This window comes from Paenibacillus xanthanilyticus, from assembly GCF_042682185.1.
Classification (GTDB): domain Bacteria; phylum Bacillota; class Bacilli; order Paenibacillales; family Paenibacillaceae; genus Paenibacillus_Z; species Paenibacillus_Z xanthanilyticus.
In genome coordinates, this window is the sequence record NZ_JBHUHA010000002.1 from 401,465 (window position 1) to 427,219 (window position 25,755).

Here is a 25,755-nt window from a genome sequence, read left to right on the forward strand (position 1 = left end):
TTTCCTTTTCACCCGCCCATAATTCTTATCTTCCATCCGGCAAGCCGCACAAGCCTCGGATGTTAGCGTTTGGAGCGGGAGACCGGGCCTCCGCGCGTCTTGAACAGATCGATATTGTCGAGCGCCCGGCCCGTGCCGATCGCCACACAATCAAGCGGGTTCTCCGCGACGATGACCGGCATGCCCGTCTCGCGGGACAGCAAGCGGTCCAGGTTGCGCAGCAACGCGCCGCCGCCCGTCAGGACGATGCCGCGGTCCATAATGTCGGCCGACAGCTCCGGCGGACACTTCTCGAGCGTCACCTTGACGGCTTCGACGATGGAGTTCACCGTATCCGCCAACGCTTCGGCAATCTCCTCCGACGAGATCGGCAGCGTCTTCGGCAGGCCGGATACGAGATCGCGGCCGCGGATTTCGATCGATTGCGGCTGATCCATGGTCAGCGCCGAGCCGATCTCCATCTTCAGCTGCTCCGCCGTGCGTTCGCCGATCATTAAGTTGTACATGCGTTTGATATATTGAATGATCGCTTCGTCCATTTCGTCGCCGGCCACGCGGATCGAGCGGCTCGTCACGATGCCCCCAAGGGAGATAACGGCTACTTCGGTCGTACCGCCGCCGATATCGACGACCATGCTTCCGGTTGGCTCCCATACCGGCAAGTCGGCGCCGATCGCCGCCGCGAACGGCTCTTCGATCGTGAAGGCTTCTTTCGCCCCGGCTTGCTCCGTCGCGTCTTTCACCGCGCGTTGTTCAACGGCCGTAATGCCCGAGGGCACGCATACCATGACGTTCGGATGGCGCGGGAATACCGAGCGCGCTTTCTGCGCCTGGCGGATGAAATATTTGATCATCGTTGCGGTTGTTTCAAAATCGGCGATCACGCCGTCTTTCATCGGACGGACCGCGCGAATGTTCCCCGGCGTGCGGCCAATCATTTTCTTGGCGGATTCACCTACCGCTTCGATCGTTTTTGTATCCGTACGCAGCGCAACCACGGATGGTTCTCTGACGACAATGCCTTTTCCTCTTACGTATACGAGCGTATTCGCCGTACCCAAGTCAATACCAAGATCTTTGGAGCCACCAAACATAATCAACTCTTCCTTTCCTCTAGACAGACAATCTTTCTTATTATATTACATCAAACCCTGCTCCTTCAAACTAACGAAGCGGTTGTCGCCGATCACTAGGTGATCGAGCACGTCGATGCCCACAAGCTCGCCTGCTTCTTTCAATCTGCGCGTTAACACAATATCCTCGGGGCTCGGCGACGGATCGCCGCTCGGATGGTTGTGTACGCAGACGATCGAGGCGCTGCTGCACTTGATCGCCGCGCGAAATACTTCGCGGGGATGGACAAGCGACGCGTTCAACGTACCGACCGACAGCGTTTCCTTCACGATCACCTGGTTCTTCGTATTGAGGAAGAGACATATGAAATGTTCCTTCTTCAAATATCGCATCTCGTCCATGACCAGATCGGCGGCATCCTGCGGCTTGCGGATTGCGGGCATATCGCTCTGACGGCTCTTCGCGAGCCTTCGGCCAAGCTCGATGCCGGCCAGCAGCTGCACCGCCTTCGCCGGCCCGATGCCCCGAATCGCGGTAAGTTCCTCGACCGTCATATCGACTAATCCCCGCAGGCTGCCGCATTCCTTCAGGATGCGAGCCGCCAGCATCACAGCCGACTCCCGTTTCGTACCTGTTCGCAGCAAGATCGCCAGCAATTCCGCTTGGCTCAATGCTTCTGCCCCAACCGTCATCATGCGCTCTCTAGGCCGTTCTTCGCTGGGGATGTCGCGCAGCACGTAGCTATGCGCTTCCATGTCCTCTCCCACCTTCAGTGAAATGCTTGTCCGCGCTAGAATACCTCGATGCCGAATTCGGCCAGCATATCCGACAGCAGTGACAGCGGTAAACCTACCACGTTGAAATAGCAGCCGTCAATCCGCTCGACCAGCGTCGCGCCTAGCCCTTGAATCGCGTAACTGCCTGCCTTGTCCATCGGTTCACCGCTGGCGATATACCGGCGAATGCGATCCGCCCCGAGCGGCTTCATGCGAACCCGGGTCATCCGATGCGCGACAGCTTCGCGCGATTCGTCCTCGGCATGCACGCAAGCGACGCCCGAATACACTTCATGCTCCCGAGACTGGAGCAGCTCCAACATCCGATAAGCATCCTCTTCATCCTTCGGCTTCCCCATGACCTCGCCATCCAGCACGACAATCGTATCGGCGCCGACAATAACAGCGTTCCGTTCCTCGTCCGGTGCGAGCAGCGATCGGGCCGCGCGCGCTTTGCGCAGCGCAAGCTGCTCGACGATTTGCACGGGCTTCCAATGAGCCGGCGTGGATTCGTCCGTATCAGGCGATAAAATGAGAACCGGCAGGGAGAGGTCGAGCGATGCGACCAGTTCCCGCCGGCGCGGTGAAGAAGACGCCAGCACAAGCCGGCTTACGGCTGTATCCTTCGTGTGATCGTAAGCGACCATCTATCAAACACTCCTTGGACAGCTGTATATTCATTATGCTTCCCTACATTTTCCGGTATAACCAAATCGCTGCAATAAGCCCAATAATGCTGATAAGACTAACGTCTAGCTTAATCGTTAAATCATAACTAAGAATGAGCAGGTCGGCCGCCGGCGACCATGTAATCGGGTAGGATTTCGTCAGAAAGTCGAGTCCGGGCACGGCTTGCAGCCATCGCGAGACGAGTGCGCCGGTCAGCAGTCCAATCAAGATAAACAACAGGAACATCCATATATTTTTCTTCATCTTCTTACGTCCCTCGCCATAATTTGACACACCCATCATTATACGCGATGAATCTACCGCTTACAATGCATTCGTGGACGCAAACCAAGCTTGAAGAATAAAGACCGCGTCCATGAGCGACGATTGAACCGCCCACAGCTGCGCTTCGTCCTGCTGGCTGCCGTATTGACTTGCCGCCGCTGCCGCTTGGGAGAGCGATTCTTTCAGCTCTTTCATCGCGGTTAGTCCCGTCTGATCCGTGAGCGATGCTTCTATGCCGGGTACGGCTTTCGCCCATTTCTCATAGGTGGCTCTCCACGCGCCCGCTTCCGCTTCGACGCCTTCCAATTTGCCCGACGCATACTGATCGAGCTGTTCCAACAGATCGGCTTGCAGCGCGAAGAAATTTTGCGCCGTCTCCGCTTTGCCGTTAAAGGCAAGCTGCGTTAGCGCCGGAACTTCGATCGGCTTGACATACAGCTGCAGCTCCGGCAGCACCGCTTGCAGCGCTTCGGCCTGACCGCGGTCGCCCGACATGCCTGCATAGACACGATAATCTTTGCCCGTCGCCACCGCGGAGGCCGCCAGCCCCTTGCCTTTCAGCTCCGATACGGCCGCCTCCATGCCTTCCTTGCCGCTGAATACGCCATATTGGAGCATCATATACGTGGCAGGCGGCACTTCCAGCGCGGTTAGCTTGCCGCTCTTGACCGCTTCTCCCGTCTTCCCGCCGCTCGGATTGCCTGCCGTGCTTCCCGAGTCAGCATCGGAAGTCGAGGGGACATTCGCTTGCGGATCCGCTCCCGCACCGCCTAAGTTCGATTGTCCGGTATGCTGCGTCTGTGACGGCGTCTCCGTGAGTGCAGCCGGCTCGCCGCCTGTGAAGAGAGACAGCGCCATGTAACCGAACAATGCTCCCGTCGCGACCGCTCCGGCTACCGAAGCGAACACTTTCAGCCAAGAAGGACCTTGGTTCGAACGATACACGCTCGCCCGTGTCGGCGAGAAGGCGCTCCGCCTCTTCTCGTCCTCCAGCAATAACCGGGGATCAATGAAGGGTCCATCCGGAACCTCTATTACATTCGAAGCTGCCCGCGATTTATCGTCCGTCTTGACCGGGATTGCTTCGACAATCTGTTCGATCTGCTCGTCCTGCTCGTCCCCAAGCTCGATGGTCATCATGCCCGCATCGATCTGATCGTCCAGCTCGATAGGCAAATCCGTCTCGTTCGGATACGCCGAGGCCATGGGGTGATTCGATGCCGCGCCATGTGATTCATGGGTTACGCTCGGCCGTTGTATCGGCCGCTTCCGGGCCGGTTTATCCGCATCTCGAATCAGCTGCTCTAGTGCGGAAGCATCATCTTGAAACGGGCTTTTCCATTCCGCTTGCGGCTGCGTAAACGACATCTCTTCTTGGAAGAACGGCACTACGTTCGGCGGAGGCGTTTCCGTCGGCAGCGGCTGGCGCTGCTGGAGCGCTCCGTGATCTTTGTCGAATCGGTACGTGATGCGTGCTTTCGTATTCATGTTCCTCTCTCCTTGTCCACGTTCTTCTATTGCTAGAGTATGGGGAATTTAAGAGATTTAGAACCGTACCGCCGCCTACTGCCGAATTCGCGCACGCATACCTTATAACGAGGGAACCGCCTATTTCGTTTTGCCATCGCCTCTTCACACGCAAAAAACCGGTCCCATCCGCCATTGCGAACTGAACCGGTTTCCGTTATGCGCCGTTTTGGGCGCGAAGCTGTTTGGCTAAGCCGTCGGCCGCTTTCCAGATATCACCTGCGCCCATCGTAATGACGAGATCGCCAGGCTTAATCCGTTCTGCGAGCACGCGCTGCACTTCTTCTTTGGTTGGGATGTACGACGTATTCGCATTGCTGTTCTTCACGATCAGCTCGACCAGCTTCTGCGAAGTCACGCCTTCGATCTGCTTCTCGCCCGCTGGCGAGTAAATATCGGTGATGATGACCTCGTCCGCCTCCGGGAACGCGCGGCTGAACTGCTCCAGCAGGAAATACGTGCGCGTATAGCGCTGCGGCTGGAACACGGCGATAATCCGTTTGCCCGTCGCCTTGGCCGCGCTGATCGTCGCTTGAATTTCCGTCGGATGGTGCGCATAGTCGTCGATGACAAGCATATCATTCACTTCGCCAAGCACTTGGAATCTGCGCTTCGCGCCGCGGAACTCCACGATCGCATCCGCGATCTGAGCGAACGGCACGCCCGCCTCCAAACAGGTAATGATGGTTGCCATGGCGTTATAAACGTTATGCCGGCCGGGAACGGACAGATGAATGGTCCCCAACAATTCACCGTCGCGGCTCATATCGAAGGACACCTTCCGGTCGCCAAGAATCAAATTGGATGCCGTATACTCCGCGTCCGTCCGATCGATCGCATAAGTGAGCAAGCCGCTCTCGCCAAGCGGTCCGCTTTCCACTTGCGGAAGCAATTCCTGAATCGTCTCGTCGTCCAAACAGACGATCGCCTTGCCATCCGGCTTCACTTGACTCAAGAACTGGACGTAAGCCGCTTTTAATTTGCCGAAATCGCCATCGTAATTCTCCAGGTGATCCGGCTCGATGTTCGTCACGATCGCGACCGCCGGATGATATTGAAGGAACGAACCATCGCTCTCATCCGCTTCCGCCACTACATAATCGCCCTTGCCCGCCTTTGCGTTCGTGCCGACGTTGACGATTTCACCGCCGATGATATAGGTAGGGTCTAACTGGCAATTTTCCATTACAAGCGCGATCATGGAAGACGTCGTCGTCTTGCCGTGCGCACCGGCGACCGCCACTCCTTTGCCGTTGTTCATCAGCCTGGCCAGCATTTGCGCCCGGTGAAGAATCGGAATGTTCAGGTCTTCCGCCGCTTTGCGTTCCACATTGTCGCGCGAGAGAGCGGTCGAATATACGACCAGATCCGCGCCCTTTACATGCTCCGCTTCATGACCGATGTAAATGCTCGCGCCCTTGGCTGCCAGCTTCTCCGTCAGCTCCGCTCTCGCGACGTCGGAGCCGGTAACCTTGTACCCCATTTCCAGCATGACCCGCGCGATGGCGCTCATGCCGTAACCGCCGATACCGATGAAATGTACGTGTTCTGCCGTATTCAAAGACGGTTCACCAACCTTTTTCAGATTCCATATTGTAGAGCAGCCGGGAACGGACATCGGCTATCAGGTAAAGCGTTCCGGTGACCACCGCGAGGTCGGATTCGCCCGTCACGGATTGAAGCCGTTCCAGCGCGGCCCTCCAGTCCGGTTCGATGATCAGCTCAAACGCATAACCGTTCTCTTCCTTCAGCCGCTGCGCGAGCTCAGCCAGCTCCCGTGCAGGCATCGCTTTGCGAAAATCAGGCTCGGTCACGACAAGCGTATCCACTAGAGGTAGTATATGCCGCAAGGTGTCACGATGATTCTTATTTGCCATCATGCCCATCATCAAATGCAGCCGATCATCCGCGTATCCGCTCTTGAGCGCGTCGGCTAGCGCTTGGGCGCCTTCCGGATTGTGCGCGCCGTCCAGCAGCAGTCGCGGCGATTGCTGCACGAGCTCGAGCCTTCCCGGCCACGCCGCATTACGAAGACCTTCCCGCAAGTCCTCGTCTTCCACGATCAGCGCATAGTACTGACGCAGCACTTCCAGCGTCATGACGGCGACCGCCGCGTTCGTCCGCTGATGCGCGCCACGCAGCGTAATCGCCAGCGGGTCGATCGCGCGGAACGGACCTTCGAACCGGAACGACTGCTCGTCGTCCGCGGCATGCCCGTTACGTTCCTGGAACTGTTCGCCAAGCAGATAAAGCGTGCTGTTGCGGGCCTTGGCCGTCTCTCGGATGACGTCGACCGCCTCCGGTTGAACGACGGCCGAGATGACCGGCACGCCAGGCTTGATAATGCCCGCTTTCTCCCGCGCGACATCCGTTAACGTGTCGCCCAGAATATCCATGTGGTCATGACCGACGTTCGTAATGACGGATACGACCGGCACGACGATATTCGTCACGTCCAATCGCCCGCCAAGCCCCGTCTCCCAGACGACGTAGTCCGGATAGGCAACGGTGCCGTAATACAGAATGGCGAGCGCTGTCGCCACCTCGAACATCGACGGCGAGCCAAGTTCGGTCGCGGCGAGCGCTTCCACCTGCGGCTTCAGCTTGTTGGCCAGCTCCAGCAGCGTTTCTTCCGGAATGTCGGCGCCGTTATATTGGAAGCGGTTCGTGAACTTCGTGATATAAGGAGACGTGAACGTCCCCACGTCGTACCCGCTCTGGCGCAGTACGCTGGTTAAGTACGAGCAGACCGAACCTTTGCCGTTCGTGCCTGCGACATGTATGAATTTAAGCCGCCGGTGCGGATTGCCGAACGCGTCCATCAATCGTTCGATACGCTCCAGTCCGGGACGGATGCCGAACGGCACCAATCCTTCGATCCAGTCCCGAGCCTCTTCGTAGGACGCGAGCGCGCCATCGGCGAATTGCATCTCTTGATTACTCATCGCTTATCCTTCTTCCTGATCTCGATTCGAACGTCGGCGGCCGGCTGCCGCGCGCTTACGCGCGCAGCTCGGCCAGACGCGCCTGAACGACGCCGCGCTTCTCCGCGTAATCGGCCATCTTTGCCTTCTCTTCCTCGATGACTTTGGCCGGCGCCTTCGCCACGAACCCTTCGTTGGCCAGCTTCTTCTCGACGCGCTCGACTTCGGCGTTCAGCGTCTGGATTTCTTTCTCCAGACGGGCGATTTCCTGCGAAATATCGATCAGACCCGCAAGCGGGAAGTACAGCTCCGCGCCCGTAACGACCGCGGTCATCGCTTTATCCGACGCGTTCAAGGTGAGATCGATCGCCAGCTTGGACGTGCCGCAGAAGCGGCTGACGAATTCTTCGTTGCGGCCGAGAATCGCGGCTTCCGTCTCGCTCTTCGGCTTGATCATCAGCTCGATCTTCTTGCTCATCGGCACGTTCACTTCGGCGCGGATGTTGCGTACGGCGCGAATGAGCTCCATCAGCAGCTCCATCTCGCGGACGGCTTCCGGCGCTTCCAGCGCTTCATCGTACGTCGGCCAAGCGGCGAGCGTAATCGATTCGCCTTCATGCGGCAGATGCTGCCAGATTTCTTCGGAGATGAACGGCATGAACGGATGGATGAGCCGCTGTGTACGATCCAGCACGTAAGCCAACACCGATTGCGTCGCGCGTTTCGCCTCTTCGTCGGCGCCGTACAGGTTCAGCTTCGCAAACTCAATGTACCAGTCGCACAGGTCATCCCAGATGAAATTGTACAGCTGGCGGCCGGTTTCGCCGAATTCGTAGCTGTCGATTAGGCGGGTCACTTCGCGCGCCGTTTCGTTCAGTCGATGCAGGATCCATTTGTCCGCCGTGCCAAGCTTCACCTTAATATCGATATCGGATGCTTCGACGCCTTCCAGATTCATCAGCGCGAAACGAGACGCGTTCCAGATCTTGTTCGCGAAGTTGCGCGCCTGCTCGACCCGCTCCCAGCGGAAGCGCAAGTCTTGGCCCGGCGTGCTGCCCGTCGCCAGCATGAAGCGCATCGCATCCGCGCCATACTTCTCGATGACGTCGAACGGATCCACGCCGTTGCCGAGCGATTTGGACATTTTGCGGCCTTGCTCGTCGCGGACGAGACCGTGGATCAATACGTCCTTGAACGGCATTTCGCCGGTGAATTCAAGTCCTTGGAAAATCATGCGGGACACCCAGAACGGAATGATGTCGTAGCCCGTCACGAGCACCGACGTAGGGTAATAACGCTTCAGGTCCGCCGTCTCTTCCGGCCAGCCCAGCGTGGAGAACGGCCAGAGCGCCGAACTGAACCACGTATCCAAGACGTCTTCGTCCTGACGCAGATCCGAACCGCCGCACTTGCCGCAAACTGTCAGATCTTCACGGGATACATGCATCTCGCCGCAAGCGTCGCAGTACCAGGCCGGGATACGATGGCCCCACCACAGCTGGCGGGAAATACACCAGTCGCGCACGTTCTCCATCCATTGCAAATAGCTGCGCCCGAAACGATCCGGCACGAAGTTCGCGCCTTTGTCCGTATGCTGGGCTTCAATGGCCTGATCCGCGAGCGGCTTCATCGCCACGAACCACTGTGTGGACAGGTACGGCTCGACGACGGCGCCGCTGCGCTCGCTGTGGCCTACCTGGTGAACGTGCTCCTCGATCTTGGTGCAGACCCCTTGCGCCTTCAGATCCGCCACGATTTGCTTGCGGCAATCGGCCCGGTCCATCCCTTGGTATGGTCCCGCCTCGTTGTTCATGATTCCGCTCTCGTCCATGACGACGATCTGCGGCAGGTTATGGCGCAGCCCGACCTCGAAGTCGTTCGGGTCGTGAGCCGGCGTGATCTTGACCGCGCCCGAGCCGAAGTCCTTCTCGACGTATTCGTCCCCGATGATCGGAATTTCGCGTCCGACGATCGGCAGCACGAGCATTTGGCCGATCAAGTGCTTGTAGCGCTCATCCTCCGGATGCACGGCGACTGCCGTATCGCCCAGCATCGTCTCTGGGCGGGTCGTGGCGACCGTCAGATAGCCGCCGCCGTCCTTAAGCGGATACTGCAGATGATAGAGGTTGCCGTTCACTTCTTTGTACTCGACTTCGATGTCGGACAGTGCCGTCCGCGCGGCCGGATCCCAGTTGATGATTTTCTTGCCGCGATAGATCAAGCCCTTGTCGTAGAGACGGACGAATACTTCGCGAACCGCCTTCGACAGCCCTTCGTCAAGCGTGAACCGCTCGCGGGAATAGTCCAGCGAGAAGCCCATCTTCGCCCATTGCGCATGGATCTTGTCGTTGTAGAGCTCCTTCCACTCCCATACGCGTTCCAGGAACTTCTCGCGGCCCAGATCATAACGGGATACGCCTTCCTCCCGCAGCTTCTGCTCCACCTTCGTCTGCGTGGCGATGCCCGCGTGGTCGCTGCCCGGCAGCCAGAGCGCGTCAAAGCCTTGCATCCGCTTCGTGCGGATCAAAATATCCTGCAGGGTGCAATCGAGCGCGTGGCCGATGTGCAGCATCCCGGTTACGTTCGGCGGCGGGATGACGATCGTGTACGCCGGCGCGTCCGGTTTTTTGCCCGCTTCAAAGAAATTACCCTTCATCCAGAAATCGTACCACTTCGCTTCGGCCGACTTCGGATCATAGGTCGTCGGCATCGATGTGCCCGTTGCTTTGTCAGACATCAGATTCTACCTCCAATAGTGTTGCAATGCGCCAGCTTATCTAGCAGCCCTTGCCGAAAATAAAATAAACCTTCCGTCCTTATTGCAAAGGACGAAAGGTTTTGCTTCCGCGGTACCACCTTTGTTTCGCGCGCAGTACAATGCTCCCGCTCGCGACACTTCATGCAGATAACGGCTGCGTCCGGCCCCTACTAACGAAGAACCTTGCGGGTCAACGCTCATAAAGGCAACTCCGGGGCGACCTGTAACATTAAGCCTCTTGCAGAACCTCGCAGCTATTAACGGTTCCGCTCTCTGAAAGCGCTGCTGTCACTCTTCCCCTTCAACGTCGTTAGAAGAAAGTATTTCCGTATACCCTTTATCATACACGTTTCTAATTCCATCAGTCAACCCGGGCAGTCGCTCCGACTAGGGATGATAGCCGTTCCAATAAAAAACCCTTGCAGAAAGCACCGCTCTCTGGAAGGGTTATCGGACTTAAGGGATATAGAGTACCTGGCCTTCGCTCACGCTTTGATCGGCCAGCCGGTTATAAAGGGCGATTTCGCGGGCCTGTAGCTGATAGCGGTCCGCGATCGTATCGAGCGTATCCTCCCGCTGCACGATCGCCATCCGTACTTTCCGGAACGCGTTCTCTTCGTTCGCCCGGTTCAAGAACAAGCTCTTCCACTCGATCTCGTCCGAGGCCGCGCGTCTGGCTTCTTCCGCCGCTCGCTTCGCGCTGAGCTCCGCCGCCGCCCGCGCCTCTTGCTCCCGCTGACTCGAATGCAGGATCGAGCGGAATCCGATTCCGCTTGCGCTCTCCTGCTGCTCCGACCCTTCCTGTAGCGGCTTCGCATTAACGGCCACTCTCAATTCTTTGCGAGATTGATCGGGTTCCTCCGCCGCGCGCGCGTATTCGTCTACCGGTTGTCCGCCGGCTGCCTGCGCTTCATCCCGCAACGCTTCCGCCTGCTCGACTGCCTCGGACAGAAACGGCGTGAATACCGTCTCGGCCGTCCGGCTCTGCTCCGCATCCGGTTGCTCGTCCTGAGTAGGGACCTGCGACCGCTCCGCTTCCCGCCTGGCTGCTTCTTCCCGCTCGACCTGTTCCCGGGCTTCCCGTTCCGCCTGCGCGGCTTCGCGCTCCCGCTGCTCGGCAGCCTCCTGCTCGATCTGGGCGATCGCGTCCCTCGTCTGCCGTTCTTCCAGCTCGCGCTGCTGGGCGATCAGCGCTTCCTGTTGACGCCATAGCTCCAACTGCCGCTCTTGCTCAAGCTCGGCCTGCCGCGACTCTTCTTCCGCCGCTTCCCGAAGTGCGGCGTCCCGCGCATCGCGTTCGGCCGCTTCTTGCGCTTCGGCTGCCCTGAACTGCTCGGCCTGCTCAGAAGCCACCCAATTGTCGTAGTAACGAGTATCCTCCGCCGATTCCGGCTGCTCCACTTCGACGTCTTCCTGCTGCGACCGTTCGTGCACGACCGTAAACGGCTCTTCACGCCACGAATCCGGTTGTCTGGACGGCTCCAGCTCGATCCCGAGCAGCGACAGCACGCCCGTGATATTCAACGTCCGGGCGGACAGCAAGTCGACGTCGAAATTATCGATTTCGACCGAAATGTCGTCCAGACGGTTCACCCGATTGAGCGGCAGCGTGATCTCGACCGGGATCCAATGCTCGAGCGTCTGCGCATCCGCCCTGCCGTTAGCCGCGCGGTATACACCCGAGAGCAGCAGATGCCCTTTTAGCAGCACCTGTTCCCCTTGTTGAATCACTTGTATGCGCGGCACGAGTTCAATCTCTTCCAACTCGTCGATGCCCAGTACATCATCCGGCAAATGCACGCGCTCGTAGACGTCAAAACGTAATCCGTTCGTTTGGTTAGACAAGCGTTTCGTCCTCCTTTCCCCTCCTAAACAGCTTGGATACAGCTATCTTCCCTATTCACTATATGGTTAGGAGGAGTCGGGCATGACTACGAATTTGACGCTATTAGAGGTTGTTCAAGAAGTCCATCTACCGTTCTTGGTGCTGAATGGCCGACTTCTTGGCCGCTTGCTACAACGAGAGCTTGGCCGCAAGCGCGGAGAACCAAGGCGGTTCGGGGCAATCGACCCGTACCGCCTCGCCGGTCAATGGATGCGGAAACGTCAGCCGCGCGCCGCGAAGCGCTTGGTGACCGATGTCCTGCGTACGCCCGCCGTATAACGCGTCTCCCGCAAGCGGGTGTCCAATATGACTCATATGGACGCGAATCTGATGCGTACGGCCCGTCTCGAGCCGCAGGCGCAGCCTGGCCCAACCGGCGCTCTGCCGGACGACTTCATAATGGGTAATCGCATCGTCGCCTCCCGGCGACACGCGACGGCGCGAACCGTGATGACGATCCTTGCCGATCGGGGCGTTAACGATGCCGGTCGCCTGCCGCGGACGGCCTTGCACGATGGCCTCGTAATCGCGATCGACTCGTTTCTCCCGCATCGCCGCGTCCAATCTCAACTGCGCCAGCTCGTTCTTGGCATACAGCACCGGACCGGACGTATCGTCGTCCAGGCGATGGATATGCTTCATGGGCAGCGGATCCTCGCGGCGCATGCCAAGCCGGGCGGCAGCCTCGTCGAGCGTCCCCCGGTGACCGGGACCGTTCGGGTGTACCGGCATGCCGGACGGTTTGTCGAAGACGATGCACCAATCGTCTTCATATAGAATCGGAACGGCCAAGAACGGCTCGGCGGCCGGCAGCTGCGCCAGCCGATAAGCCAATTCCTTCCGAAGATCGGCCGGCTCGAATGCTCGCAGCAGGATAGAGGTCTCCGAGCATTGTATGCCGCCGACGGAGAACAGCCGGTTGATCCATTTCTCGGGAAATAAAGCAAGAGCCAGCAGCCGCTGGCGCACAATGTGCGGGTGGCTGCCGGCCCGAAGAGGAGGGTAGCGGTCCGGATCGCTCGAGGCGCCCCAAGCGTTCAGGGCCTCAATGCTCACGGCCAACCACTCTCCTTGACGCGCAAATATCGTCATGTCCATGGGGTCTGCTCTCGCTCCTTGCCTATAGACGGCGCAGCGCTTCGTCGTGCGCCGCGATCGTCGCGTCGATCGCCGCCTCGTCGTGGACCGCCGAAACGAACATGCCCTCGAATTGCGAAGGCGGTATGCTGATGCCGCCGTTGAGCATTGCCGCGAAGTAAGCCTTGAAACGCTCCAAATCGGCGGTCTTGGCGGTTTCGTAGTTAATGACGTGCTTGTCCGTGAAGAACGGGCACACCATGGAACCGACGCGGTTGATCGTCATCGCGACACCGTGTTTTTCCGCGTTCGATTGAAGACCGCGCTGAAGACGCACGGCCATCCGCTCCAGATACTCATAGGTTTCCTGCTTCAAGAGACTGAGCGTCGTGTAGCCCGCAGCCATCGCGAGCGGATTGCCGGACAACGTACCTGCCTGGTAGATCGGTCCCGTAGGGGCCATCATCTCCATAATCTCGCGTTTGCCGCCGTATGCGCCGACCGGCAGGCCACCGCCGATGACTTTGCCGAGGCAGGTCAAATCCGGCGTGATGCCGTACAGCCCTTGCGCGCAGTTGAGGTGAACCCGGAAGCCGGTCATCACTTCGTCGAAAATGAGCAAGCTGCCATATTGCTCGGTTATCTCGCGCAAGCCCTGCAGGAAGCCAGGCAGCGGCGGTACGACGCCCATATTGCCCGCGACCGGCTCGACGATGACGCAGGCGATCTGCTCGCCGAATTTCTCGAACGCCAGCTTGACCGATTCGATGTCGTTGTACGGCACTGTCAGCGTGTGGGAAGCGACGCTCTCCGGCACGCCGGGGCTGTCTGGCAATCCGAGCGTCGCCACGCCGGAGCCCGCTTTGATCAGCAGACTATCCGCATGTCCGTGATACGAGCCTTCGAACTTCAAAATCATGCTCCGCTTCGTATATCCGCGCGCCAGGCGCAGAGCGCTCATCGTGGCTTCCGTGCCGGAGTTGACCATGCGCACCAGATCGATGGAAGGCACGCGTTCGGCCACCAGCTTCGCCATCGTCGTCTCCAGCTCGGTCGGCGCGCCGAAGCTCGTCCCTTTCTCCGCCGTCTTCTTGATCGCTTCGACGACCTCCGGATGGGCGTGACCCATGATAAGCGGTCCCCACGAACCGACGTAGTCGATATAGCTGTTGCCATCGATATCATAGACGCGGTAACCCTCTCCGCGCTCCATGTACACCGGCGTCAAACCGACGGAGCGAAATGCCCGTACCGGCGAATTGACGCCGCCCGGAATGACCTCCTTGGCGGAGGCGAAAGCTTCTTTGGAACGCTCATCCATTCTAGCGCGACTCTGCTCGCTCATAGTAGACACCTGCCTGTTTCATAGTATGCCGCCGGGGGTTACTCCCTGTCGGCTAAATGTTCGTTATTCGCCGCGCAGCCACTTGGACGCGTCCAGCGCGTGATAGGTAATGATCAAATCCGCGCCAGCGCGTTTCATGCCCGTCAACGTCTCCAGCACGACGGCGCGTTCGTCGACCCAACCGTTCGCGGCTGCGGCCTTCACCATCGAATATTCCGCGCTGACGTTGTACGCGACGAGCGGCAGATCGAAATTCTCTTTCACCATTCTGAGCACGTCCAGATAGGCGAGTGCCGGCTTCACCATGAGCATGTCGGCGCCTTCGAGCACGTCGGCTTCCGCTTCGCGCATGGCTTCGCGAATATTAGCCGGGTCCATCTGGTACGTCTTGCGGTCGCCGAACTGCGGCGTCGAATGCGCGGCGTCGCGGAACGGCCCGTAGAAGGCGGACGCATATTTGACCGAATACGACATGATCGGAATATTCTCGTAGCCTGCCTCGTCCAGACCCGCGCGGATCGCGTGGACGAAGCCGTCCATCATGTTGGACGGGGCAATGATATCCGCGCCCGCTTCCGCTTGCGAGATTGCCGTCTTCACCAGCAGCGCGAGCGAAGGATCGTTGTCAATCTCGGCATAGCCGGTCTTCGGATCGTGATGAATAACGCCGCAATGGCCGTGGTCGGTGTAAGCGCATAGACAGGTGTCCGCAATAACGACGAGTTCCGGCGCCCATTCTTTCACTTTGCGGGTGGCCTCCTGCACGATGCCGTTATGGTCATAGGCCGAAGTGCCAACGGCATCTTTCGTCGCCGGCACGCCGAACAGCAGCACGGATTGAACACCGCTCGCGACGACAGCATCGATTTCCGGCTTTAGCCGGTCCAAGGAGAAATGATGCACGCCCGGCATGGACGGAATCTCCGCCTTGATGTCCGTCCCGTGCGTCACGAATATCGGGTAAATGAAGTCGTTCACCGTTAAAATCGTTTCTTTGACCAGTTGTCGGAGCGCCGGCGTTCGACGCAGACGACGTAATCTCGTAATCGGGTAGCTCATTTGAGAGAGTCCCTCCTTCATGGGTTATAGATATGGCGCAGCTAGACGCTCGGCCGCGATCGCCGCAACGAGCGCGTCGATCGTCGAATCTGTCGGCATAATGTCAACGGCAAGTCCGGCTTCCACAGCTGTCTTGGCCGTAACCGGGCCAATACACGCAACTTTGGCCTTCCCGAGCAGTTCAACAGGGTTCTTCACGCCCATCCGTCGCAAAACGGCGATCAAATTCGTGACCGTCGACGAGCTCGCGAACGTAACGACGTCGACCGCCCCGGATTGGAGCAATTCGAGCACTTCTTCATCCTGCTGTTCGGCGGCGACCGTCTCGTACACGTCGATCTCCACGACGTTCAAGCCGCGCGCTTCGAGCGTTCTTGGCAAAATGTCTCTCGCCAAATCTCCTCTAGGCAGCAGGACGCGCTGCCCGGGAACAAGAACGTCGGCCAAATGATCGAGAAGCCCTTCGGCCTGATATTGGGCAGGCAGCGCCTCTACGACTAATCCCCGCCGCTCCAGCGCTTCCGCCGTCTTCGGTCCGACCGCAGCGACGCGGGCCCGATGAAACTGCCTGATATCGATCCGGTAACGCTGCAAATAACGGAAGAAATAGTCCACGCCGTTCACGCTCGTAAACATGATCCAATCGTATTCGTTCCCGCTTCGCAGCGCGGCCTCGACCTCCGCCATGACGGCCGGATCGACGGGTTCCCGCGTCTCGATGACGGGGAATTCGCACGGCTCCCCGCCAAGCGCCTCGATCCGTTCGGCCAGGTCGCTGCTCTGGGCGCGTGAGCGGGTAATAAGCACGCGCATGCCGAACAACGGACGGCGTTCCGCCCATTGGATCTTCTCCCGCTGGCGGACGACCTCGCCGACGACGATGACGGCCGGCGGACGAACCCGCTCCGTCCGCACGATGGACTCAATCGTTGCCAGCGTCCCGGTAACCGTACGCTGGTCCGGCGTCGTCCCCCATTGAATGACCGCAACCGGCAGATCCGGGCTGCGACCGTGGCGCATGAGTTCCCCGGCAATATAACCGATGTTCGCCACGCTCATTAACAGTACGAGCGTGCCCTCCATCTGGGCGATCCGCTCCCACTGCACCGATCGGTCTTGCTTGTCCGGGCTCTCGTGACCGGTGATGACGGATACCGAAGCCGCCAATTCCCGGTGGGTAACCGGAATGCCCGCATAAGCAGGGGCGGCGATCGCCGACGTAATGCCTGGCACGATCTCGAATTCGATGCCGTTCTCCGCCAGTAACTCGGCTTCTTCGGCCACGCGGGCGAAAATCGATGGATCCCCGCCCTTTAACCGCGTGACGATCTTGCCCTCCAGCGCCAATTCGACGAGCAGCTGGTTAATTTCTTCTTGTTCCAGCATATTGCGATCCGGAAGCTTGCCTACGTAAATCTTCTGCGCGCCCGGCTTCATATTCGCGAGCAGTCTCGGACTGGCAAGTCGATCATACACGACGACGTCCGAAGCTTGAAGGCATTCCATCCCGCGAACCGTAATAAGCTTCGGATGGCCGGGGCCTGCGCCGACCAAATATACGATGCCTCTCCCCTCGCTCATAACGCTTAACCCTCGAGCTCGGCCAGTATGCGGTCCGCCCCTTTGGTCCGGAGCGCTTCCGCGACCTCGAGACCAAGTTGTTCCGGATCATGGCCTTGCCGAATCTCCTTGAGCAGCACCGAGCCATCCGGCGTCCCCACAATGCCGGTCATGGTCAGAAGCGGCGCTTCTCCATCGGCACCTGCCGATAGCGTCGCGTACGCGCCAATTGGGATTTGGCAGCCACCGTTCAACGCGCCTAGGAACGTACGCTCCGCGCGGACAGCCAATTCGGTCTCGCGGTCGTTCAGCAGCGCCAGCAGCTCGCGTACGGCCTCGTCATTCGCGCGGCATTCGATGCCGAGGGCGCCTTGACCGACGGCGGGCACCGAGACATCCTCCGGTACATAGGACGAAATTTTGTCTTCCCAGCCCATTCGCTTCAGACCGGCCGCCGCCAACACGACAGCGTCGAAGCCTTCTGTCTCCAGCTTGCGAATCCGCGTATCGATATTCCCGCGTATCGACTCCAGCTTGATATCCGGACGGGCATTCTTCAACTGGCTAGCGCGGCGAAGACTGCTCGTCCCCACTTTGGCGCCCTGCGGCAGCGTCTCGAACGTCAAGCCATCGCGGGCAATGATGGCGTCCCTTGGGTCGACGCGCCGAGGAATCGCGCCGTTCATGAGCCCCTCCGGTAGCTCATACGGCATGTCCTTCATGCTGTGAACCGCCAGATCGATCTCACCGCTTAGGAGCGCCTCCTCGATTTCTTTCACGAACAGCCCTTTGCCGCCGACTTTGGATAGCGTGACATCGAGTATGCGATCGCCTTTCGTAATGATTTTGCGGATTTCGAACTCGTACGGAAGACCATGCTTCTCGCATAGGCCGCGCAGCTGGTCGATAACCTGCCCGGTTTGGGTCAGCGCCAGCGCACTTTGTCGCGTGCCGACGATTATCGTTTTGCGTTCTGCTTTCGTTTCATTCATATTCTGTCCACGCCTCCATCAAGACTGGTCCGCCGCTGCAGACGGCTTCCCCATGCCTCTATCGTTTCGTCGCCTCGCTGCGGGGAACGTCGGACGCCTTGCAGATCGAGCTCTGCTTCCTCCGCCGCTTCTTGCAGCATGGCGCGTTTCATAGCCGTTGCTAGTTTCTTTTCTTTCAATATGGTCGCACGCAGTTCGCCTAGCCGCTCGGCCCACCACGCATACGGCTCTGCATATCGGTCTTCAAGCTCGCTTCGGATTCGCTTCGCAAGCGCCGGACTCGTCCCGGAAGTGGACACCGACATGAGCAAAGGACCGCTGCGGACCGTCGAAGGCGCGATAAAGTCCCCCTCCGCCGCTTCATCCGCTTGGTTAACCAAGGCGCCGGCCGAGCGCGCATCCTGCATGATTCGTTCATTGACTATCCGGCTATCCGTCGCCGCGAACACGAGCGTCGCGCCTTCAGCATCCTTTTCTTGGTATTCCCTGCGCAACCATTGAATAGACCCCTGTTCGGCCAAAGCGACCAAGGCGGCTGTTGCAGCCGGACTGATCAACGTGACTCGATCCGCTCCGCCTTCGAGCAAACCGCGCGTTTTGCGCTCCGCGATCCGGCCCCCTCCAACCACTACGCAACGTTTGCCCCGCAAATCAAGGTGCAGCGCATAATAGGTGTTCGTTCTCCCCTCGCGTCCCATTACGACCACCCGTGGAAGGAAGACGCTTGATTGAGAAATACGTTCAAGAACAGCAAGGCATAGCTGTACAAAATCCAGCGCGCCATTTTCCAGCCCGGTCCGTCCAGCCAGCGGCGCTTCAGCAGCGTCCATATGTACAAACCTAACGAGATGAACGACGCGATTACTTTCAGATCGAGCAGCAGCCCGAATTCGCCCTCGGTCAAAATCGACGTAACCGCCACGGCCAGCGACATCGCAAGCAGCGGCGCGCCGACCAGCGTGCAGCGGTACATGTAAATGTCGATCAGTTCCAAGCTGGGCAGCCGCCGGACCGATTTGGTCCACTGCTTGCCCTTGAGCCTGCTGTGCAGGAACAAATACATGCACGCGAAAATCGTCGCGATCGTAAGCGCGGCGTACGCGCATATCATAAGGCTCACGTGCACGTACAGCAGCTTGCGGGCCAGCTCCCAGCGTTCGAGCGACGTACCGCTGCCAATGCCGAACATATTGAGCGCGAGCACCGCAAATCCGATGACATTGACGAAAAATACAATGAATTCGATACGGAAAAAGCGGTTCATAACGAGCGAAATGGTGACCAATAACCAAGAAAATAAGAGCAAATATTCGAACAAGCTAAAAAAGGACATGTTCAAATGCGACACGATGCGCTGGATCAGATAAGCGGTCTGGAGCACCCAGACGAAAACAAGCAGCCCTGTACCCATCTGCTTCGCTCTCCGGTTGCGATCCACGAAATCGGAGAAGTAAAACAGCAGGCTCAGGGCGTATATGTACAACATTGCATCATATAACCAGTTCTCTGTAATCATACGCGCCTCCACGCCTTACAGGTTCGGCTATTGCGTGAGAGGCAGGCCGCGCTTATGCGGCCTGCCTCCCTGCGTGGTTATGGCGTTACGGCAGCCGCGATGCCCGGCATCTGCAGGGCCTGCTTGCCTTTCGCCACTTTCGAACTGTTCTCCGCCGCGGACGTCTGGAACTCCCTCTTGACGGCCGCGGATTTCGAACGGTCATCCTCGTGCGCAACCGATTCCTCAAGTGCGAACAATTTCACAAACAAATCCATCGCTTCATCGCCGTGTTTCTCGCCTGCCATCTCTTTAATCCGCACGATCGGGTCCTGCATCATCTGATTGACGATGCTCTTCGTCAGCTTCCGAATGACCTTCAATTCACGTTCATCCAAATCGGGCAGCTTGTTCGTCAAGCTTTCCATTGTATCCTCGTGAATGGCGGCCGCCTTGTCCTGAAGCGCGCGAATAAGCGGCACGACGCCGAGCGTGCGATACCAATGTTGGAAGACGTCGAGTTCGATCGCGATGAACGACTCGATCTTGGCCGCTTCCTGGCGGCGCAGCTCCATGTTGCTCTCGACGATGCCTTCCAAGTCGTCGATATCGTACAAGAATACATTCTCGATCGTCGCGATGCGCGGATCCAAATCGCGGGGAACCGCAATATCGATCATGAAAAGCGGCTTGGACTTGCGCTTCTTCATCGCGCCGGCCACCTGCTCCCGGTTCAGCACGTAACCGTCGCTGCCCGTCGAGCTGATCAAAATATCGGTCTCATGCAACCGTCGAACGGTATCTTCCATCGCGCACGGGACGCCGCCGAATTTCTCGGCAAGCTGCACCGCGCGTTCGAAGGTGCGATTTACGACGATGATCTGTTTCACGCCGTTGGCGTGCAAATGCTTGGCGGTCAACTCGCTCATCTTGCCCGCGCCCAGAATCATGACGGTTTTGCCGGCGAAATGACCGAAAATACGTTTGCCGAGTTCAACGGCCGCGTAGCTGACCGATACGGCCGACTCGCCGATGCTCGTCTCTGTATGCGCCCGTTTGGCAAGGGTGACCGCTTGCTTGAATAACATATTGAATACCGTTCCCGTCGCCTTATGCTCTTGGGCGAGCAAGAAGGCGCTTCGGACTTGACCGAGGATCTGCGTCTCACCGATGACCATCGAGTCCAATCCGCTTGCGACGCGGAACAAATGCTTAATCGCCCCGTCGTCCTCATACATATATAGATGACTCGTAAACTGTTCACGCGGCAGTCCGAACCATTGCTCCATAAAGTTCCGAATGTAATGGCCGCATAACTGCGGACGGTCTACGACGGCATACAGTTCGGTACGGTTGCAGGTCGCTACAATGACACATTCCATGATGCTCTTCGTCTGCTGCAGTTGCTTGAGCGCTTCCGGCAGTTCCTGCTCGGCAAACGTAAACCGTTCGCGAACTTCAACGGGAGCCGTCCGGTAATTCAGCCCGACAACAACAATGTGCATGCGCGTTCACCTGCCTTCCAGTAAATTTGAACATTAGTTATTATAGCACAGTTCGACAAGCTATACGCCCGCAATTATGAAAAAAGTTTGAAGATGCACACCCTCCTTTTTACACGAAAAACCGCATATAAAAACGGCTACGGAGTCAGGCTCCATAGCCGTTAATCATCAATATATTACACGAATTGCGCTTGTTTCATTTCTGGTTCTACGACTTGCAATTCACCCATACCGCGAACAAGCTTCTTCGCATGTGTCGTTGTCGGTTTCAGCACGGAGATCATGTAGTCGATCGCCAGCTGCGGATCAACAGTCTCGCCGCAAGTGTAACAGTCCAGCGCCGCGAAACCTTTTTCAGGATACGTGTGAATCGAGAGATGACTTTCAGACAGCAATACGAGCACCGTTGCTCCTTGTGGCTCGAATTGTTTGGCCTGCACAGAGAGTACGGTAGCGCCGCACGCTTCTGCAGCCTCCACCATTTGGGCTTGCAAAAATTCCGCGTTGTTGAGCAACTCAAAATCTACACCCCAAGTGTCTACAGCAACGTGTCTTCCGAAAGTTGAATATTCCATCTTTCGGTTCCCCCTTCCTAGGAATAAAATGTTTTAAAAATTTCATCCGCTAGGACCTACGTCATTCACTGCCCGAGGGAATAATCTCTCGCAACATAACCATGTCCTGAGTGAATCCTGGTTCCTAATTTGAAGCTAATTATTTTCAACGAAAATAAAAATAACATCTATCCGGGAGAAATGCAACTCTTTTTTTTCTAATTTATGACCCGTCTCCCCCGCCGCCCCCCAACCCGAAATTATCGTATGCAAATATGGCGTTCTTCGCGCGCCTATTACGAGGGTTTACGAAAGTCGCAAACAATGAAAAGAACCGCTGCTAGGCAGCGGTTCTAAGGGCATGCTATACGTACAGATTAAGCTTCTAGAATGAACAATTGGTGGGTTGCAAGCCGCAGCTTCTCGTCGATTAAGGCAATTTGCGAAACATCCGTGCAAAGATTGCGCAGATCAAGCAATTCATTCACGGCGTTCTGCAGCAGTACAATGGATTGCTCGACTTCATTGCTTCTGAATTGCTGCTCGAGTTGGCCAACCGTGTCCTTGTATTCGAACACGACCCGAACCTCGCCTTGCTTATGTTCGACGATTCGTCTTACGGAGCCTTGCACATAATGATACGTCATCGTATACGTTGGATAAATGCGGTTAACAATGGCATCTCCCCTGAACGCCGCTACGGCTTTGCGCATGGCATTCGTAAGCTTGGGATGCATCAGCCGGCAGGATAATGTGCAAACGTACCGATCCTGCATGCGTTCAAAAATCAAGCGGACCTCTTCCCGACCTGTCTCGTCCTCGAGAAACATTTCGTGATTGCCGTTGTCAAGCACGCGCACCTGCTGTCTCACATGCTGTTCTTCAAAAAACCGGACAAATCCCGCCATCTCATCAGCCGTTAATTGCAGAGAAGCTTTGACATACTCCGTGGCTATCCGCTGAGCCATAAAAATCTCCTCAATTCTTTAACTTGCACGATCCCCTGCCTGGGGTTCGTTCAAACCGATTGTACTGCTTACGTATATTATACCCGATCCAAAAGGTTTATTCCTGCCATCTGTTCTCGATATTCTCGCATATTTCTGAAAAATTCCGGAGAAATCGGCGATCGTATCACGTTTTTACCCGTTATTCTCGCTTTTCAACCATAAACTCACTCGGATGCTACCGTATCCTCAACCTTGCTCATAATGACATCCCAGAGCTCGTCGCGGCCAAGCCCGCTCTCGGACGAGAAGAGCACGACGCGGTCGCTCGGTTCCGCTTCCAACGTCTCTTTAATCAGCTTGATATGCTTCTGCCACTGGCTTTTGGGGATTTTGTCAGCTTTCGTCGTGACGATGGTAAGCGGGATGTTGTAGTGACGCAGCCACTTGTACATTAAGCAATCGTCCTTGCTCGGGGCATGCCGAATATCGATGATTAGCAGCACCATCTTCAGCGGCTCCCGATCGCCAAGGAACGTTTCGATCATTTGGCCGAACTGCTCCCGCTGCACTTTGGACACTTTGGCGTAGCCGTAGCCCGGGAAGTCAACAAAGTACAATTTCTGATTGACCCTGTAGTAGTTCAGCTGCTGCGTCTTGCCTGGCTGCGAGCTCGTACGCGCCAGATTCTTGCGTTGGATCATGCGATTAATCAGCGATGACTTGCCGACATTGGAACGCCCTGCCAGAGCAAACTCTGGCAAGGCGTCCACAGGATATTGATTCGGCAGGACCGCGCTGATGACAAACTCAGCATCCGTAATTTTCATGCTTCTTGCAAACCTGCTTTCTATTATCGGTATTGCGCGGCATTGCCCGTGCAAGCCGCTAGTGGGCTTCTACGGGCGACTGATTGACCAACGCATGGCTAAGCACTTCATCCATGTGCGCGACCGGAACGAACTCCATGTCCGCGCGGATGCTCTCTGGAATATCGCGAAGGTCGCGCTCGTTATCCTTCGGCAGCAGCACCTTGCGGATACCCGCCCGATGCGCGGCGAGCGACTTCTCCTTCAGCCCGCCGATCGGCAGCACGCGTCCGCGCAGCGTGATTTCGCCGGTCATGGCGACATCCCGTGATACTTTGCGGCCTGTCAGCGCCGAAATAAGCGCGGTGGCCATCGTAATGCCGGCGGAAGGACCGTCTTTCGGAATCGCGCCCTCCGGAATATGGATATGAATATCGTTCTTCTCGTGGAAGTCCGGCGCGATGTTCAATTCGGTCGCGCGCGACCTCGTAAAGCTGAACGCCGCTTGCGCCGACTCCTTCATGACGTCGCCAAGCTTACCGGTAAGCGTCAATTTGCCCGTGCCCGGCAGGACGGTTACTTCGATGACCAGCGTATCTCCGCCGACTTCCGTCCAAGCCAGACCGGTCACCGCTCCGACTTGATCCGTCAGTTCGGCCATGCCGTAGCGGAATTTCGGAGGTCCAAGCCATTCCTTGATCGTTGCGGCATCGGCTTCGATCGGCTTGCGTTCCGCGTCCGACACGATCGACTTGGCCGCTTTCCGGCAAATCGACGCGACCTGCTGCTCCAAGTTCCGCACGCCGGATTCCCGCGTATATTCGCGGATCACCATTTGGAGCCCATCTTCCGTCACCGTCAGCTGCTCCGGCTCCAAGCCGTGATCCTTCTTCTGCTTGGGCAGAAGATAGCGAGTGGCGATCTGCAATTTCTCCAGTTCCGTATAGCCCGGAATGTACAGCACTTCCATCCGGTCCAGCAGCGGCCGTGGGATATTATGAATCGCGTTGGCCGTCGTCACGAACATGACGTTGGACAAATCAAAAGGCGTCTCGATAAAATGGTCGCTGAACGTGTTGTTCTGCTCGGGGTCAAGCACCTCTAGCAGCGCGGAAGCCGGGTCGCCTCTAAAATCCATCGCCATCTTGTCGATCTCGTCCAGCAGGAACACCGGATTGAGCGAGCCAGCCGTCTTCATGCCTTGAATGATCCGGCCGGGCATGGCTCCCACATACGTCCGGCGATGACCGCGAATCTCCGCTTCGTCCCGCACGCCTCCAAGCGAGATGCGCACGAATTGTCTGCCAAGAGACTTGGCGATCGAGCGCGCCATCGACGTTTTGCCGACGCCCGGAGGTCCGACGAGACAGAGGATCGGCCCCTTCAGCTTCTTCACGAGCTGCTGGACGGCCAAATACTCGAGCACGCGTTCCTTCGGTTTCTCCAGGCCATAGTGATCCTCGTTCAGTATCGCTTCGGCGCCGGCGATATCGAGAATATCTTCCGTCACGTCGTTCCAAGGCAGCGATAACAGCCAATCGATATAATTGCGAATGACGCCGCCTTCGGCAGATGTCGAAGGCATTTTCTCGAGGCGGTCGATTTCCTTCTCGACCTTCTCCTGCACTTTCTCGGGAAGGTTGGCATTGGCGAGCTGATTGCGCAGTTCTTCCACTTCGCCGGCCCGGCCTTCCTTCTCGCCGAGCTCCTTCTGAATGGCTTTCATTTGCTCGCGCAAGTAATATTCCTTCTGCGTCTTCTCCATCTGTTTCTTGACGCGCTGGCTTATCTTGCGTTCGAGCTCGAGCACCTCGCGCTCGTTGTTCAGCAGATCGAGCAGCTTCTCCAGACGCGCTTTCACGTCAATCGTCTCCAGAATGTCCTGTTTGTCTTTAATCTTCAAGGACAGATGACTGGTAATGACATCGGCGAGACGGCCCGGCTCATCGATGTCCGATACGGCCGCGTGCGTCTCCGGCGTCACCTTCTTGGACAGATTGATGTAATGCTCGAACTGGTTCAGGACGGTGCGCATCAGCGCATCAATCTCCGGATCGTTCGATTCGGTCTCCGGCAGCTCTTTCACCGATACTTCATAGAAGTCGTCGTTCGGCAAATAGTCGACGACCTCCGCGCGTACGACCCCTTCGACCAGGACGCGGATTGTGCCGTTCGGCAGTTTGAGCATTTGCCTTACTCGCGCGATCGTGCCAACCCGGTAAATGTCCTCCTGGGTCGGTTCTTCGATATTCACTTCCGACTGCGAGCAAAGCAGAATCATATGATCGTCTAACATTGCGCGGTCTAACGCGCGGACGGACTTTTCCCTGCCCACATCGAGGTGGAGCACCATGCTGGGGTATACAAGGAGCCCCCGAAGCGGAAGCAGGGGCAGCCGACGACCTTTCCATTTTGCAGGTCCCATTCCAGCACCTCCATGATCGCTGAAGTTCTCCGTCCATACGATTGTTGGCGGAAAACACGCTTAAGCTTCTACCGTGTTTCTATTCCATT

21 protein-coding genes are annotated in these 25,755 nt (G+C 57.5%); all 21 read right to left on the bottom strand.

Going from position 1 to position 25,755, the window contains the following annotated elements; translation table 11 throughout:
* Positions 1–62: 62 nt before the first annotated feature.
* Positions 63–1,094 (bottom strand): rod shape-determining protein, encoded by a 1,032-nt coding sequence (locus tag ACFSKT_RS18930; RefSeq protein ID WP_377718776.1) that lies wholly within the window; start codon positions 1,092–1,094, stop codon positions 63–65.
* 45 nt (positions 1,095–1,139) lie between these two features.
* Positions 1,140–1,829 (bottom strand): RadC family protein, encoded by a 690-nt coding sequence (radC, locus tag ACFSKT_RS18935; RefSeq protein WP_377718640.1) that lies wholly within the window; start codon positions 1,827–1,829, stop codon positions 1,140–1,142.
* A 35-nt stretch (positions 1,830–1,864) separates the two neighbouring features.
* A complete protein-coding gene (locus ACFSKT_RS18940) occupies positions 1,865–2,497 on the bottom strand; it encodes a Maf family protein (protein WP_377718639.1) in 633 nt (210 codons plus the stop codon).
* Between the two features lie 43 nt (positions 2,498–2,540).
* Entirely contained in the window at positions 2,541–2,783 is a 243-nt protein-coding gene (locus ACFSKT_RS18945) for a DUF4321 domain-containing protein (protein WP_377718638.1), read from the bottom strand.
* 60 nt (positions 2,784–2,843) lie between these two features.
* On the bottom strand, positions 2,844–4,292 hold the full coding sequence (locus tag ACFSKT_RS18950; protein WP_377718637.1) for an SPOR domain-containing protein: 1,449 nt from the start codon (positions 4,290–4,292) through the stop codon (positions 2,844–2,846).
* Between the two features lie 196 nt (positions 4,293–4,488).
* Complete coding sequence (gene murC / locus ACFSKT_RS18955; protein ID WP_377718636.1) at positions 4,489–5,892, bottom strand: UDP-N-acetylmuramate--L-alanine ligase; 1,404 nt, start codon at positions 5,890–5,892, stop codon at positions 4,489–4,491.
* A gap of 7 nt (positions 5,893–5,899) precedes the next feature.
* The gene (locus ACFSKT_RS18960; protein WP_377718635.1) at positions 5,900–7,276 is read right to left on the bottom strand and encodes a bifunctional folylpolyglutamate synthase/dihydrofolate synthase; all 1,377 of its coding nucleotides are present in this window, start codon (positions 7,274–7,276) and stop codon (positions 5,900–5,902) included.
* 55 nt (positions 7,277–7,331) lie between these two features.
* On the bottom strand, positions 7,332–9,992 hold the full coding sequence (locus ACFSKT_RS18965) for a valine--tRNA ligase (protein ID WP_377718634.1): 2,661 nt from the start codon (positions 9,990–9,992) through the stop codon (positions 7,332–7,334).
* 477 nt (positions 9,993–10,469) lie between these two features.
* Positions 10,470–11,858 (bottom strand): LysM peptidoglycan-binding domain-containing protein, encoded by a 1,389-nt coding sequence (locus tag ACFSKT_RS18970; protein WP_377718633.1) that lies wholly within the window; start codon positions 11,856–11,858, stop codon positions 10,470–10,472.
* 169 nt (positions 11,859–12,027) lie between these two features.
* Complete coding sequence (locus ACFSKT_RS18975; RefSeq protein ID WP_377718632.1) at positions 12,028–12,954, bottom strand: RluA family pseudouridine synthase; 927 nt, start codon at positions 12,952–12,954, stop codon at positions 12,028–12,030.
* A gap of 64 nt (positions 12,955–13,018) precedes the next feature.
* Positions 13,019–14,320 (bottom strand): glutamate-1-semialdehyde 2,1-aminomutase, encoded by a 1,302-nt coding sequence (gene hemL, locus ACFSKT_RS18980; RefSeq protein WP_377718631.1) that lies wholly within the window; start codon positions 14,318–14,320, stop codon positions 13,019–13,021.
* Between the two features lie 63 nt (positions 14,321–14,383).
* Positions 14,384–15,379, bottom strand: a complete 996-nt coding sequence (hemB, locus tag ACFSKT_RS18985; protein ID WP_377718630.1) for a porphobilinogen synthase — start codon at positions 15,377–15,379, stop codon at positions 14,384–14,386.
* A gap of 24 nt (positions 15,380–15,403) precedes the next feature.
* Positions 15,404–16,960: a uroporphyrinogen-III C-methyltransferase gene (gene cobA, locus ACFSKT_RS18990; RefSeq protein ID WP_377718629.1), complete on the bottom strand. Its 1,557-nt coding sequence runs from the start codon at positions 16,958–16,960 to the stop codon at positions 15,404–15,406.
* Positions 16,961–16,965: 5 nt separating this feature from the next.
* Positions 16,966–17,931 carry a hydroxymethylbilane synthase gene (gene hemC / locus ACFSKT_RS18995; RefSeq protein ID WP_377718628.1) on the bottom strand — a complete coding sequence of 322 codons (966 nt, stop codon included), beginning with the start codon at positions 17,929–17,931 and terminating at the stop codon, positions 16,966–16,968.
* The gene (locus tag ACFSKT_RS19000) at positions 17,928–18,629 is read right to left on the bottom strand and encodes a precorrin-2 dehydrogenase/sirohydrochlorin ferrochelatase family protein (protein WP_377718627.1); all 702 of its coding nucleotides are present in this window, start codon (positions 18,627–18,629) and stop codon (positions 17,928–17,930) included. Before ACFSKT_RS19000 ends, hemC begins: the two co-directional genes overlap by 4 nt.
* The gene (locus ACFSKT_RS19005) at positions 18,629–19,447 is read right to left on the bottom strand and encodes a cytochrome C assembly family protein (RefSeq protein WP_377718626.1); all 819 of its coding nucleotides are present in this window, start codon (positions 19,445–19,447) and stop codon (positions 18,629–18,631) included. The genes ACFSKT_RS19000 and ACFSKT_RS19005 overlap by 1 nt, the downstream gene beginning before the upstream one ends.
* Before the next feature lie 77 nt (positions 19,448–19,524).
* Entirely contained in the window at positions 19,525–20,931 is a 1,407-nt protein-coding gene (gene hemA / locus ACFSKT_RS19010; protein ID WP_377718625.1) for a glutamyl-tRNA reductase, read from the bottom strand.
* A 176-nt stretch (positions 20,932–21,107) separates the two neighbouring features.
* Complete coding sequence (gene speD, locus ACFSKT_RS19015) at positions 21,108–21,506, bottom strand: adenosylmethionine decarboxylase (RefSeq protein ID WP_148930304.1); 399 nt, start codon at positions 21,504–21,506, stop codon at positions 21,108–21,110.
* Positions 21,507–21,862: 356 nt separating this feature from the next.
* Positions 21,863–22,453: a non-ribosomal peptide synthetase module gene (locus ACFSKT_RS19020; protein ID WP_377718624.1), complete on the bottom strand. Its 591-nt coding sequence runs from the start codon at positions 22,451–22,453 to the stop codon at positions 21,863–21,865.
* Positions 22,454–22,659: 206 nt separating this feature from the next.
* Positions 22,660–23,262 carry a ribosome biogenesis GTP-binding protein YihA/YsxC gene (gene yihA, locus ACFSKT_RS19025; RefSeq protein ID WP_377718623.1) on the bottom strand — a complete coding sequence of 201 codons (603 nt, stop codon included), beginning with the start codon at positions 23,260–23,262 and terminating at the stop codon, positions 22,660–22,662.
* Positions 23,263–23,320: 58 nt separating this feature from the next.
* Positions 23,321–25,666, bottom strand: coding sequence for an endopeptidase La (gene lon, locus ACFSKT_RS19030; protein WP_377718622.1), 2,346 nt, complete (start codon positions 25,664–25,666; stop codon positions 23,321–23,323).
* Between the last annotated feature and the right edge of the window lie 89 nt (positions 25,667–25,755).

What these genes read in the sequence shown, in the direction of transcription:
- ACFSKT_RS18930 (WP_377718776.1), bottom strand. Translation starts at nt 1,094, where the DNA reads ATGTTTGGTGGCTCCAAAGATCTTGGTATTGACTTGGGTACGGCGAAT.
- radC (WP_377718640.1), bottom strand. Translation starts at nt 1,829, where the DNA reads ATGGAAGCGCATAGCTACGTGCTGCGCGACATCCCCAGCGAAGAACGG.
- ACFSKT_RS18940 (WP_377718639.1), bottom strand. Translation starts at nt 2,497, where the DNA reads ATGGTCGCTTACGATCACACGAAGGATACAGCCGTAAGCCGGCTTGTG.
- ACFSKT_RS18945 (WP_377718638.1), bottom strand. Translation starts at nt 2,783, where the DNA reads ATGAAGAAAAATATATGGATGTTCCTGTTGTTTATCTTGATTGGACTG.
- ACFSKT_RS18950 (WP_377718637.1), bottom strand. Translation starts at nt 4,292, where the DNA reads ATGAATACGAAAGCACGCATCACGTACCGATTCGACAAAGATCACGGA.
- ACFSKT_RS18960 (WP_377718635.1), bottom strand. Translation starts at nt 7,276, where the DNA reads ATGAGTAATCAAGAGATGCAATTCGCCGATGGCGCGCTCGCGTCCTAC.
- ACFSKT_RS18965 (WP_377718634.1), bottom strand. Translation starts at nt 9,992, where the DNA reads ATGTCTGACAAAGCAACGGGCACATCGATGCCGACGACCTATGATCCG.
- hemL (WP_377718631.1), bottom strand. Translation starts at nt 14,320, where the DNA reads ATGAGCGAGCAGAGTCGCGCTAGAATGGATGAGCGTTCCAAAGAAGCT.
- hemB (WP_377718630.1), bottom strand. Translation starts at nt 15,379, where the DNA reads ATGAGCTACCCGATTACGAGATTACGTCGTCTGCGTCGAACGCCGGCG.
- cobA (WP_377718629.1), bottom strand. Translation starts at nt 16,960, where the DNA reads ATGAGCGAGGGGAGAGGCATCGTATATTTGGTCGGCGCAGGCCCCGGC.
- hemC (WP_377718628.1), bottom strand. Translation starts at nt 17,931, where the DNA reads ATGAATGAAACGAAAGCAGAACGCAAAACGATAATCGTCGGCACGCGA.
- ACFSKT_RS19000 (WP_377718627.1), bottom strand. Translation starts at nt 18,629, where the DNA reads ATGGGACGCGAGGGGAGAACGAACACCTATTATGCGCTGCACCTTGAT.
- ACFSKT_RS19005 (WP_377718626.1), bottom strand. Translation starts at nt 19,447, where the DNA reads ATGATTACAGAGAACTGGTTATATGATGCAATGTTGTACATATACGCC.
- hemA (WP_377718625.1), bottom strand. Translation starts at nt 20,931, where the DNA reads ATGCACATTGTTGTTGTCGGGCTGAATTACCGGACGGCTCCCGTTGAA.
- speD (WP_148930304.1), bottom strand. Translation starts at nt 21,506, where the DNA reads ATGGAATATTCAACTTTCGGAAGACACGTTGCTGTAGACACTTGGGGT.
- ACFSKT_RS19020 (WP_377718624.1), bottom strand. Translation starts at nt 22,453, where the DNA reads ATGGCTCAGCGGATAGCCACGGAGTATGTCAAAGCTTCTCTGCAATTA.
- yihA (WP_377718623.1), bottom strand. Translation starts at nt 23,262, where the DNA reads ATGAAAATTACGGATGCTGAGTTTGTCATCAGCGCGGTCCTGCCGAAT.
- lon (WP_377718622.1), bottom strand. Translation starts at nt 25,666, where the DNA reads ATGGGACCTGCAAAATGGAAAGGTCGTCGGCTGCCCCTGCTTCCGCTT.